The following is a 12,455-nucleotide window of genomic DNA, read 5'->3' on the forward strand; positions in this document are numbered from 1 at the left end:
GAATATTTTAGACCCCCGTCTCATAATGCCGTAAAAAAATCGGCATCACCCCTTTCAATGCATCAATATTAATCGTAGTAAAGACAGATTCTCTGACCTCGGATGCATTCAATTTGAACATCCATATCGTATAAATATCTTAAAGTGCTTGGTTGAATCACTTCGTCTCTGACATCTGCTTTGACAATACGGCCGTCTTTCATTGCGACCACATCATCGGAATAACTAGAAGCGAAGTTGATATCATGCAAGACAATTACAATTGTTTTGCCGTAATCTCTGGTCAATGTTCTCAGTGTCTTCATAATGTCTACTGAGTATTTCATATCTAGGTTGTTCAGCGGTTCATCCAGCAAAATACATTCTGTATCTTGTGCAATTGTCATCGCAATGTAAGCACGCTGACGTTGTCCGCCAGAAAGTGTTTTAAGGTTACGGTCTTTGATTTCTTGCAACTGCAATAAATCTAAGGCTTGATTGATTTTTTCTTTATCTTCAGGCGTTAAACGTCCTTTAGAATATGGGAAACGGCCGAATGCGACAAGCTGTTCGACAGTAATATTCAATTCCGTGTGATTGGTTTGTTTCAGTACCGATAACTTTCTTGCGATTTCATTGCTTGTAAAGGTTTCTAATTGTTCATTTTCAAGCTGAATGTTACCAGTGTCCACATCGATTAATCGGCTGATTGCTGACAATAAAGTACTCTTGCCAGCCCCGTTCGGACCGATTAATGATGTCAGACGGCCTTTACGAATTTCTACATTAATATCGCTGAGAATCGTTTTATCATGAATAGACTTGTTCAAATCTTGGACTTGTATCATCGCACGTTCCTCCTTTTAATGAGTAAGTAAACAAAATAACTGCCGCCGATCAGGTTGATTAATATACTGACCTCTGTTGTAGCTTCAAAGAGATGTTCTACAACCCATTCAGCTGTAAATAAACTGATCCAGCTTAAAAAGATAGTCGCCGGCAAGAGATATTTATGTTCAAACGTTTTCATAATTTCATGAGCAATATTCACAGTTAACAGACCTAAGAATGTAATAGGTCCTACCAGTGCTGTCGCAATAGCCGTCAGCAAAGCGACCATAATCATTAAAAGTCTTGTTACACGTGTATAATTCACACCTAAGTTCATTGCTTGTGCTTTTCCAAGCAACAATACATCTAAATAAGGCAATATCTTGATCGTAATCGCAATTAAAATAATCAACACAATGCCGCCGATCAGCACTAACTTTTCATTTGAAGCGTTGAAGTTTGCGAACATTGAACTTTGAACTGCCAAGAAATCTTCTGGATTGAGCACCAATTCGATAAACCCTGTAATACTTCTGAAGAAGGTACCTAAAATTACCCCTATCAACAAAATAAAGTAAACAGAGAAGTTGCCGTATTTAAAGACCCCTTGGAATAAAATCAGTGCGAATATAATCATTGCGACAAGTGTTAATGCAAAGTTTAAATACAAGTTTGTGACTGCCATAGATTGAATGCCGAATATAAAAACTAAGACGACTTTCACAAACATATAGACCGCATCTAACCCCATCATCGAAGGTGTCAATAACCGGTTGACGGTAATTGCTTGGAAGATAATTACCGATGTACCGATTGCGGCACCGACTAAGACCATTAAAATCAGTTTTCTGATACGACTTTGAATCTGATAAGCAAAGATATCAAAATCGATACCTAAAACAAGGTATAAAGCGCCTGTAATCACAACTACCGAAAATAAAATGAATAATTTAAGCTTCGTTTGTTTAAGACTCATAGTTGCGGCTCCCTTTAAATAACATGATCAAGAAAATACATGTACCAAAGACACCAATCGTCAATCCGATATTGATTTCATAAGGATAGACAATCAAACGTCCGATAATATCTGAAATCAAAACGAATATTGCGCCTAATACAGCAGTGTGCGGTAATGCATTTTTTAAATGGTCTCCTCTGTAAATGGAAACAATATTCGGAACAATCAGACCTAAAAACGGTAATGTTCCGACTGTCACGACGACTAAAGCTGTCATCGTTGCGGTAATTGTTAAGCCGAACATCATAACTCTTTCATAATTCACACCTAAGTTATGGCTGAAATCTTTGCCCATGCCGGCTATCGTGAAATAATTAGCGAAAATATATGTAACAATAAGCAATGGAATACTGAGATACAGTACTTCATAACGGCCGCTTGTAATAATCGCAAAGTTTCCGTTCAACCAGTTGCCGATACTTTGAAGCGCATTGGTGCGCAAGGCAATAAAGGTCGTTAAACTTGAGATAATGCCGCCGATCATAATACCGAGCAGCGGGACAAAAATTACATCTTTGAAGCGGATAATCTGTATTAATTTCATAAAGAAGAAAGTGCCGCCGATACTAAGTACCATAGCGAATAATAATTTAACTAATATGTGCGCTTGAGGAAAGAAAATCAGCGCAATTAAAATACCTAACTTGGCCCATTCCATTGTTCCTGCGGTAGTTGGACTGACAAATTTATTCTGCATCATCTGTTGCATAATCAATCCTGCAAGTGCTAATGAACTGCCGGAAATCACAATGCTGACTGTTCTAGGAATACGACTTGAAACGAGGATATTTTGCTGCTCTTGTGTTAAATGAAAAATTTGAGTAATTGAAACCTGACTCACACCAACAAACAATGAAAGGACGGTTAAAATTAAAAAGAGCACGACTAAAACCGGAAAACGCATAAGTTGCTGAATCATTCTATAACCCTATCCTTCCTTTTATCTTTCTCTAATCTAACTGTAAACGATAATCGTTTTCACTTAAATCTATCGTATCAGTTTATTGATTTTAATCAATACTTTTTGTACATTTTCATAAAAATTATTATTCAAAATTAGACTAAATACTATTAAAAGTTGTATAATATCTCCGCATTTTTCTAATAACACTTATCTTAGTTGAAAATCTCTAATTTTAGGAAAACAAAAAAACACTGAACCTAAACTGTGAAAACAGTCAGATTCAGTGTTTGTCATTCAATTACTCTTCATCATCGAAAATGAAATCTTCGTCACGCAACGCTTCTACATTCAATGCTAATGTATAGCCGTCACCTTTAACTGAGAAGAAGTCATGGTTCTTCGTAGAAGTATCTAAGGCATTTTCAATAATCGGGTTGAACTCGCGTTCTTCAAAGTAAGGTTCGAAACCTAAGTTAGATAACGCTTTGTTTCCGTTGTAACGTACATAGTTTAATACGTCATCTGTTAAACCGATTTGATCATAAAGCGAATGTGTATAAGACACTTCGTTTTTGTATAATTCATCTAATAATTTATACATTTCTTGGTCCGCACGCTGCTTTTCGTTTTCTGAGAGTTCATTACGCATATGTTGTGCATCTAAGCCTGTGAATACCCCGTGAATCGATTCATCTAATAGAATTTTACGGATAATTTCACCAGATGTTGTCATGCGTCCTTGACCTGCAAGGAAAAGCGGATAATAGAATCCAGAGTAGAATAAGAATGTTTCTAAGAATACACTGGACACACGTGCCATATATTGATCATAAACAGATGCATCTTTTGTCCATAGTTTATGATAGTTGCCTACGATTTTATCAGATTTGAATTTCAAGTGCGGTTCTTCCAACACCCATTTATCTAATAAATAGTTTGTTTCGCTAGATGGTAAAAGTGTTGTAAAGATATGAGAATAACTTTTCGCGTGGATTTGCTCCATCATCCCCATAAATGAGTAAACTGCTTTTTTACGTAAATCTTTAGTGTGCATCATGACTAAAGGCATACCATCGTCAGCTTGGTGTGTATCTAATCCTGTTAAGCCGGCCAATGCCTTCTTGAAAGTATCTTGTTCTTCTGGTGTTAAAGTTTTCCAGCTCGCAATATCTTTAGATACTTTAAATTCCGTTTCTACCCACATTTGGGAGATGTTTTGTCGCCAAAACATATTCGTCATGTCTTCTTGCGTGTTCCAATTGACAGCGATCATCAAAGTGCATTTCCCCATTCTTGATTTTTAATTTAGCTCGTTTAATTTCCGTTTAATTTTCGCAGTATAACTTATGTAGAGACAACCTATTCAGGTTGTCTCACTTTCTTTCTCTATTAGATAGCGCAGCTTGTACATTCTTCTACGCTTAATAATTTGTTACGTGTATAATAAAGTGATTTTAGACCTTTATGATGTGCATAGACATATAAACGTGCTAATTCACGTGTAGAAATTTCTGAGTTGACGTAAAGGATTGTTGAGATACCTTGGTCAACGTGTTGTTGAATCGTTGCTACTAAATCAATCAAACGCATTTGATCTGTGTTGAATGCTGATTTATAGTACCACATTGTTTGCGGTGATAAGAACGGCATTGGATAGAATGTTTCAGAGTTGCCGTACGTACGACGTTCGATTTGGTCTACAATCGGCATAACTGAACTTGTCGCATTTTGAACGTATGAAATACTTTGTGTCGGTGCAATCGCTAGACGGTAAGCATGGTATAAACCATATTGTTTAACGTCTTCTGCTAATGCTTTCCAATCTTCTGCAGTCGGAATTTCCAAACCTTCAAATAATGCTTTTACTTTTTCATATTCAGGAACGATATCTTCTTTTGTATATTTATCAAAGTACTTACCGCTCGCATAATCTGATTTATCAAAGTCTTGATAAGCTTCGCCGCGTTCTTTCGCTGTTTGCATAGAACGTTCGATTGAGTAATAGTTCATCATCATGAAGAATACGTTCGCAAAGTCTTTTGCTTCTTCTGATTCATAGCCGATTTGATTTTTCGCAAGATAACCATGCAAGTTCATTACGCCTAAACCGACTGAATGCAATTCGCTGTTTGCTTTACGTACACCTGGCGCGTTTTGGATATCCGCTTCATCGCTGACAACTGTCAATGCATCCATACCTGTGTGTACAGAGTCTCTGAATTTGCCTGATTCCATTACGTTCACGATGTTAAGTGAACCTAAGTTACAAGAAATATCGCGTTTGATCTCATCTTCAACACCGTAGTCATTGATGATTGAAGTTTCTTGTAATTGGAAGATTTCAGTACATAAGTTACTCATTTTGATTTGGCCGATATTTGAATTGGCATGTACTTTGTTTGCGTTATCTTTAAACATTAAATAAGGATAACCTGATTGCAATTGTGTTTGCGCAATTGTATTCAACATTTCGCGCGCATCTTTTTTGCGTTTTAAGATGTTAGGGTTCTCAACCATTTCATCATAATATTTATCTAAATCGATATCATCTAATGTTACGCCGTATTCGTTATATACAGTGTGCGGCGCAAACATATAGAAGTCTTTGCCTTCTTTAGCAAGTTCGAAGAATTTAGCAGGTACAATTAAACCTGTTGAAATTGTTGATAAACGGATGTCTTCGTCTGCGTTTACTTTTTTAGTATCTAAGAACTCTTCAACATCATAGTGGAAGATATTAAGGTAAACCGCACCTGCACCTGGTCTTTGACCTAATTGGTCTGCATAGCTGAAGCCGCCTTCAAGTGATTTCGCAACAGGCAATACGCCTTTTGCGACACCTTTGATGCCTTTGATTGCTTCGCCGCGTGCACGAAGTTTAGATAAGTTGATCGCTACACCGCCGCCGATTTTACTTAATTGTTTTGCTGTTGAATCAATAAAGTTGATAGAGTTCAAGCTGTCATCTACTTCTAATAAGAAACATGAAACTAATTCGCCGCGGCGTGCACGTCCTGCGTTTAAGAATGTAGGTGTTGCAGGTTGGTAGCGTTGTTCAATCATTGATGAGATAAATTGTTTAGCTTGTGCTTTGTCGCCATCCGCTAAATAAAGTGCAACAATTGTAACGTGCTGCGAATAGTCTTCAAGATATTGCTTTTTATCATTTGTTTTCAAAGCATAGTCTTTGAAGAATTTGCTTGCTGACATATAGCTTGCAAATTCGAATGAAATACTGCGTGCATATTCAGTAATTTCTTCTAAATCTGCTTCGCTGTATTGTTTGAATACATCTACATAAAAGTCATTATCTACAAGATAGTGCAAACGTTCGATTTCTGTATCGAAATAAATCGTATGATCTTTGATTTCTTCTAAATAAACCGCTAAAGCTTCTTGGTCTTTTTCTAAGTTGAAGAAACCATCTTCTTTACGCTTTGTAACCTCGTTATTTAATTCAATATGATTGTACTGCTTTTCGTTCATAGTCTTCATATAATTGCCCCACCTTATCATTAAACTCTTCTACATCTTTCTTTGTACCTTGTACTTCAAACTTCATTAATAGCGGAACGAAATATTCTCGTGAAATGGTTTCGCTGGCTTTCGCAAAGTTTTGGCCCCAGTTGCGATTACCGCTTCCAACAACACCTCTGATCATATTTCCGTTATTTTTCAAAAATGTTTTAACTACATCTGGCACTTCTCCAAAACCAATTGTACTAGTGACCAATATATAAGGTTCATCAACGCGCACTTCTGCACAGTTGTCATTTGTAATTTCTAAAGTATTCTCAAATTCAGTTCTTCCTATAAATCGTCTGACGTTACCAGTAAATGAAAAATATACTACCTTCATTGAATCACCCGCTTTCTTATAAAGAACGCGCTCACTCGTCACATAGCGTCATGCACTTTCTTTCTCATAATTAAAAAACATGCCAGGCTGCCTTGCTGGTATTGCTGTATCTTAAAGGAGATGTTGTGACTGCTGCATGTTTTAATTTGATTTCGATATGTTAATGCATTGATCCTTAACACTACATGTTGTGTTGAGATGATTTTATTCACACTAGTGGGCTTTCTCTTTATTGATGGAATAAAGCTTTTGCTTGTTATACCTGTATACTGCATATCCTCTTGCAATCACAGGGTTGTATGCCTTTTCTTAAATGAGCAGGAATATCAGGTTAAACCCCTAACCTGTATTCTGTTCTTTCAAGTTATGTGTGAAATTGCCAAAAAGAAGTGAAATATTATTTTCATTATTTTGGGTTCAACCACAATATATAGTGTTGGGTTTCGTTCTTCAATACTATATTATGTGATTCATTATACCGAACACACATTATAATTTCAAAGAGAATAGCCCCTCTAAAATTTATTTAAATTTGTCAAAATTGATAGAAGTAGCGTCACCGCTATGCTTAGACTTCTTATTTTTTCTTAAAAATCCTTTCAAAATAAATAATTGTAATTTTGCCCTTGATTTTTAGAAAATTTGTGTACACCTTGTCATCATAAGATTTCTCTCAATCCCACCATGAAAGGCTTAACGCAATACTTTAATAAAAATCAACTAATTCATATATTCAGTCGGTTATGCATAACTCAATCTATAACAGGAACATATGTTCGATTAAAGTATAACGATTCTTGATGTCTTTTGCAAGTGCATATAGGCACTTATTTTGATATATGCTAAGATGATATACGTTAAGTTTTGAGGAAAGTAGAGGAGAAAGTATGGATTCTAAATTAAAAGGTATTATTGCCATACTCGTTTCAGCGATCGGCTTTAGTTTCATGTCGCTGTTTTTCAGACTTGCAGGCGACTTGCCTGTCTTCCAAAAGTCTTTAGCAAGAAACTTGGTTGCCATGCTGATTCCGTTGTATTTCTTATATAAATATAAACAACCTATGTTTGGCAAATTAAGCAGTCAGCCCCTATTGATTTCACGTTCTACACTCGGTTTAATCGGTGTGCTGCTCAACATCTACGCGATTGACCATATGCTTTTAAGCGACGCAGATACATTGATGAAGTTGAATCCGTTTTGGACGATTCTGCTCAGTTTGATTTTCTTGCATGAGAAAGTCCGCAAATATCAAATTACCGCAATGCTGGTTGCGATTGTCGGCATGTTGTTTGTCGTACAGCCGCAATTCTCATCTGAAATGATTCCAGCTGTTGCCGGATTATTCTCAGGTATCTTTGCTGCTTCAGCTTATACGTGTGTACGCGCATTAAGCACAAGAGAAGCACCGTATACTATTGTCTTTTACTTTTCATTCTTCTCAATTGTAGCTTTAATTCCATTTGTCCTATTTACTTATCAACCCATGTCAGGCCTTCAAATTATCTACTTGGTCGGCGCAGGTTTATCAGCAGCTGTCGGACAAATCGGTATCACCCTAGCCTATAGTTTCGCACCAGCAAAAGACATTTCAATCTTTACGTATGCTTCTATCATCTTCACAGCATTGATGGGCATCGTGATTTTCGGAGAATCGCCGGACTTATATGCTACACTAGGCTATGTAATCATTATCAGTGCAAGCTACTATATGTTTGAAAAAGCACGCAGACAAAGTAAAAATCACCCGAAACCGCAACATAAAGGAGGAAAATAATCGTGTCACAACAAGGACGTAAAAAAGAAGATTTGCAAGACATTACATTGCTCGGCAATCAAAATAACCAATACGATTTCGACTACCGACCTGATGTCTTAGAAACATTCGATAACAAGCATCAAGGCCGCGACTATTTCGTTAAATTCAATTGTCCTGAATTCACTTCGCTTTGCCCTATTACGGGACAACCGGATTTTGCGACAATTTATATTTCATATATTCCAAATATCAAAATGGTAGAGTCTAAGTCACTCAAACTTTATTTATTCAGCTTCAGAAATCATGGTGACTTCCATGAAGATTGTATGAATATCATTATGAATGACTTGATTGATTTGATGGATCCGCATTATATCGAAGTTTGGGGCAAATTTACGCCGCGCGGCGGTATTTCTATCGATCCTTATACGAATTACGGCCGTCCTGATACTAAATATGAGGAAATGGCAGAGTATCGTATGATGAATCATGACTTGTACCCTGAGAAAATTGATAACAGATAATTTCATACGTGATTTAATAGCAGCAACCTGATTAATTTCAGGTTGTTTTTTATTTTTATGGAAGCGGATTCGTTCTTTTTTGTTCAAATAATTTAGTAATTTTACGATTTATTTTTCAGAATTTTCTTGTATCTGCACATTGAATAGATTAAACTTATTTTTAAGTCACACCGAGGGGGAAGATTATGAATAAGAAACAATACACACGCGAAGAAGTCATAGAAAGTACACCACGAACAGGTTTCTTTGGGCATCCTAAAGGACTAAGCACTTTGTTCTTTACTGAGTTTTGGGAGAGATTCAGTTACTATGGTATGAAAGCCATTTTAGTGTACTATCTGTACTACTCTGTAGCTAAAGGCGGATTCGGATTAGATGAATCTGTAGCCATGCAGATTGTGGCATTATATGGGACATTAATCTATATGTCTGGGGTTATCGGAGGCTGGATTGCTGACCGTATTACCGGAACACAGCACGCAGTATTCTTCGGCGGAATACTCATTATGTTCGGTCATATTATTTTAAGTTTGCCGGGCAGTTTAACCGCCGTTATGATTGCGTTGCTGCTGCTGATTATCGGGACAGGTTTATTAAAACCGAATATTTCTACAACAGTCGGAGAGCTTTATAACAAAAACGACAACCGTGTCGACGCTGCATTTACCATTTTCTACATGGGTATCAACTTAGGTGCATTGATTTCACCATTATTAACAGGTTTCTTGCAAACACGTGTTGGTTTCCACGCAGGATTTGCGACAGCGGCTATCGGGATGTTCTTCGGTTTAGTCGTTTATTGGACAAAACGCAAAAAGTACTTAAACTTAGCAGGATTATCTGTACATAATCCGCTGACAAAAGCAGATACGAAGAAATTCTCTATTATTGCAGGTGCAATCATCGCTGCATTTGCGATTTACTTGATCATCTTAAAATCATTTAACGCATTATCAATCGAAAACTTCAGTTTACTCGTTACATTCATCGGGATTGCATTACCGATTTACATCGTTGTTTACATGCTTGTAAGCAAGAAAGTAACACCAGAAGAAAAGTCGCGTGTCGGCAGTTATGTACCTTTGTACATTACTTCTGTAGCATTCTGGATGATTCAAGAACAAGGTTCAACAATCTTAGCCAACTTTGCGGATAAGAAAACTGAACTGAGTTTAGCTAAATTAACAGGCGGTGCATTGAATTTTGATATTCCGGCAGCCTGGTTCCAATCATTAAACCCGATCTTTATCGTTGCACTCGCACCTTTATTTGCGACATTATGGGTGAAATTAGGCAAACATAATCCGCCTACAGTTATTAAGTTTGCTTTAGGTGCAATTATCGGCGGTATCTCATATTTAATCATGGTCGTACCATTAGCCGGCGGTTTAGGCCAAGGTGAATTGATTCACCCGATCTGGTTAGTACTCAGCTTCTTGCTTATCACAATCGGAGAGTTATGTATTTCACCAGTCGGCTTAGCAACAACAACAAAACTTGCACCTTATGCTTTCACAGCACAAATGATGAGTTTATGGATGCTGAGCAACGCAACAGCGCAAGGTTTAAACGCACAGCTTGTTGTCGTATATGCGAAGATGGACTCAGGTCAATACTTCTTATATTCAGGATTATTAACTTTAGTTATCGGCGTATTGCTTATCGCAATTTCTCCATTTGTACGTCGTGCAATGAAAGGGATTCACTAATCCTATTATCAAGTCTGAAATCTTATTTAGGTTTCAGGCTTTTTTCTTTGTGTCGTTCACTTTTTAGACATATTGGGAAGCGGTTATCCTTATGTTCTTTGAATTGTTCTGCGCCCTCGTATTATGCGTGTGATTAAATTATGCTTGATGAACACAACTTTAAATCATATATTTATCTGAATTTTGATAATATTTTTATTTTTAGAAAATTATTGAAACTCCCTATTGTAAATAGTAAAATCTAATATAATCAACCCGTTATAGGAAAGAAAGGTCGGGGTTAGTTTGCAGAATAATTTGCATAATCAACATGTTCAAGAAATTCCACAGAAAGGTTTCTTCGGACATCCAAAAGGATTAGGAGTCCTATTCTTCGTAGAGTTTTGGGAGAGATTCAGTTATTACGGAATGCGTGCACTCTTAATCTTCTATATGTTCTTCGCCGTAAGTGATGGCGGATTAGGTATGGACAAAACAACAGCACAATCTGTCATGTCAGTGTATGGTTCACTGATCTTCATGACAAGTGTACTTGGCGGATGGGTCGCTGACAGAATTACAGGGACACGCGGCGCAACGATGTACGGTGCCATATTAATTATTATCGGTCACGTCTTTTTAAGTCTGCCGTTGGCTCAAACAGGATTATTCATTTCAATGTTCTTTATCATTGTGGGTTCAGGACTTATGAAACCGAATATCTCTAACATCGTAGGTCGTTTATATCCTGAAAATGATAAACGTATCGATTCAGGGTTTGTTATTTTCTACATGTCAGTAAATATGGGTGCCCTTGCTGCACCGCTTGTATTGAATGCTTTCTCTAAAGGACATATGTTCCATCAAGGCTTCTTAATCGCCGCAATCGGTATGTCTCTTGCGCTTGTGATTTATTTACTCTTCAACAAACGCAATTTAGGAGATGTTGGTTCTAAACCAACCAATCCATTAAACAGCAGCGAAAAGAAAAAGTATGCGAAAATCGCAGGTATTGCTGTGTTAGTGATTGCACTTGTATTAGTCATTACCGGCTTAACAGGTACATTATCATTCAACTTAGTCAGCACAACTGTATTGGTTTTAGGTATCGCATTGCCGATTGCATACTTTACAATCATGATTAGAAGCAAGGAAGTTACAGATGATGAACGCTCACGCGTGATTTCATTCATTCCGCTCTTCATTATCGGTGTTATCTTCTGGTCTATCCAAGAACAAGGTTCAAACGTCTTGAACTTATACGCTTTAAGCGGTACTGATATGAAATTGAACTTATTCGGTTGGAAAACAGATTTCGGTAAAACATATTTCCAATCTATTAACCCGCTCTTCATCGTATTGTTAGCACCTGTGCTTTCATATGTTTGGAAGAAATTGGGTGATCGTCAACCAAGCTTGGCGACTAAATTCGTTTGGGGTGCATGGTTAGCAGGTGTTTCTTACATACTGGTAGCAGTCGTTATGATGACTTCAGGCGGCAACAGTGTATCCGTGAACTGGGTTATTTTATCTTACATCCTTTGCGTTATCGGTGAATTATGTTTATCACCTACAGGCAACAGTGCCGCAGTTAAATTGGCACCTAAAGCCTTCAACTCGCAAATGATGAGTTTATGGTTATTAGCAAATGCGACAGCACAAGCCATCAACGGAACGCTCGTTAAATTAATCGAGCCGTTAGGCTATCAAAATTATTTCTTATTCCTAGGAAGTTTAGCAGTAATTATCGGGTTGGTTACATTAGCATTTGTGCCTAAGATTGTTAAAGGTATGCGCGGTATACGCTAAAATAACGCTTTATTACCCAAAACAGAGGGACAAGAACTCAACAAGTTCTTGCCCCTCTTTTCTTATTTGAATCATATTTTTATTGG

The 12,455-nt window shown here is 37.2% G+C and carries 10 protein-coding genes; 4 read left to right on the forward strand and 6 right to left on the reverse strand.

Translation table 11 applies throughout. The features are described 5' to 3' along the window. Positions 1-68 precede the first annotated feature (68 nt). The 6 genes from DVJ99_RS08070 to nrdI all read right to left on the reverse strand — a co-directional run bounded on the left by DVJ99_RS08070 (position 69) and on the right by nrdI (position 6,591). The gene (locus DVJ99_RS08070) at positions 69-827 is read right to left on the reverse strand and encodes an iron ABC transporter ATP-binding protein (RefSeq protein WP_114603827.1); all 759 of its coding nucleotides are present in this window, start codon (positions 825-827) and stop codon (positions 69-71) included. Next, a complete protein-coding gene (locus tag DVJ99_RS08075) occupies positions 824-1,786 on the reverse strand; it encodes an iron chelate uptake ABC transporter family permease subunit (protein ID WP_105993545.1) in 963 nt (320 codons plus the stop codon). Before DVJ99_RS08075 ends, DVJ99_RS08070 begins: the two co-directional genes overlap by 4 nt. Next, positions 1,776-2,732 carry an ABC transporter permease gene (locus DVJ99_RS08080; protein WP_205527053.1) on the reverse strand — a complete coding sequence of 319 codons (957 nt, stop codon included), beginning with the start codon at positions 2,730-2,732 and terminating at the stop codon, positions 1,776-1,778. The genes DVJ99_RS08075 and DVJ99_RS08080 overlap by 11 nt, the downstream gene beginning before the upstream one ends. Positions 2,733-3,030: 298 nt before the next feature. Then, a complete protein-coding gene (gene nrdF / locus DVJ99_RS08085) occupies positions 3,031-4,005 on the reverse strand; it encodes a class 1b ribonucleoside-diphosphate reductase subunit beta (RefSeq protein ID WP_114603828.1) in 975 nt (324 codons plus the stop codon). A gap of 116 nt (positions 4,006-4,121) precedes the next feature. Continuing rightward, positions 4,122-6,227, reverse strand: a complete 2,106-nt coding sequence (gene nrdE, locus DVJ99_RS08090) for a class 1b ribonucleoside-diphosphate reductase subunit alpha (RefSeq protein WP_114603829.1) — start codon at positions 6,225-6,227, stop codon at positions 4,122-4,124. Beyond that, entirely contained in the window at positions 6,190-6,591 is a 402-nt protein-coding gene (nrdI, locus tag DVJ99_RS08095) for a class Ib ribonucleoside-diphosphate reductase assembly flavoprotein NrdI (protein WP_105993541.1), read from the reverse strand. The genes nrdE and nrdI overlap by 38 nt, the downstream gene beginning before the upstream one ends. 887 nt (positions 6,592-7,478) lie before the next feature. Here nrdI and DVJ99_RS08100 point away from each other — a divergent pair. The 4 genes from DVJ99_RS08100 (at position 7,479) to DVJ99_RS08115 (ending at position 12,369) form a co-directional block, all read left to right on the forward strand. Next, entirely contained in the window at positions 7,479-8,366 is an 888-nt protein-coding gene (locus DVJ99_RS08100; RefSeq protein WP_114603830.1) for a DMT family transporter, read from the forward strand. A 2-nt stretch (positions 8,367-8,368) separates the two neighbouring features. Beyond that, positions 8,369-8,872, forward strand: a complete 504-nt coding sequence (gene queF, locus DVJ99_RS08105) for a preQ(1) synthase (protein ID WP_105993539.1) — start codon at positions 8,369-8,371, stop codon at positions 8,870-8,872. 185 nt (positions 8,873-9,057) lie between these two features. Further along, entirely contained in the window at positions 9,058-10,581 is a 1,524-nt protein-coding gene (locus DVJ99_RS08110) for a peptide MFS transporter (RefSeq protein ID WP_105993538.1), read from the forward strand. A gap of 285 nt (positions 10,582-10,866) precedes the next feature. Continuing rightward, positions 10,867-12,369, forward strand: a complete 1,503-nt coding sequence (locus DVJ99_RS08115; RefSeq protein WP_114603831.1) for a peptide MFS transporter — start codon at positions 10,867-10,869, stop codon at positions 12,367-12,369. Positions 12,370-12,455: the final 86 nt, after the last annotated feature.

This window comes from Staphylococcus sp. EZ-P03 (assembly GCF_003344575.1).
Lineage (GTDB): Bacteria > Bacillota > Bacilli > Staphylococcales > Staphylococcaceae > Staphylococcus > Staphylococcus simulans_B.

Bases quoted from the DNA above. Each gene is read 5' to 3' on its own strand.
- DVJ99_RS08070 (WP_114603827.1), bottom strand. From the start codon at position 827: ATGATACAAGTCCAAGATTTGAACAAGTCTATTCATGATAAAACGATT.
- DVJ99_RS08075 (WP_105993545.1), bottom strand. From the start codon at position 1,786: ATGAGTCTTAAACAAACGAAGCTTAAATTATTCATTTTATTTTCGGTA.
- DVJ99_RS08080 (WP_205527053.1), bottom strand. From the start codon at position 2,732: ATGCGTTTTCCGGTTTTAGTCGTGCTCTTTTTAATTTTAACCGTCCTT.
- nrdF (WP_114603828.1), bottom strand. From the start codon at position 4,005: ATGATCGCTGTCAATTGGAACACGCAAGAAGACATGACGAATATGTTT.
- nrdE (WP_114603829.1), bottom strand. From the start codon at position 6,227: ATGAAGACTATGAACGAAAAGCAGTACAATCATATTGAATTAAATAAC.
- nrdI (WP_105993541.1), bottom strand. From the start codon at position 6,591: ATGAAGGTAGTATATTTTTCATTTACTGGTAACGTCAGACGATTTATA.
- DVJ99_RS08100 (WP_114603830.1), top strand. From the start codon at position 7,479: ATGGATTCTAAATTAAAAGGTATTATTGCCATACTCGTTTCAGCGATC.
- DVJ99_RS08110 (WP_105993538.1), top strand. From the start codon at position 9,058: ATGAATAAGAAACAATACACACGCGAAGAAGTCATAGAAAGTACACCA.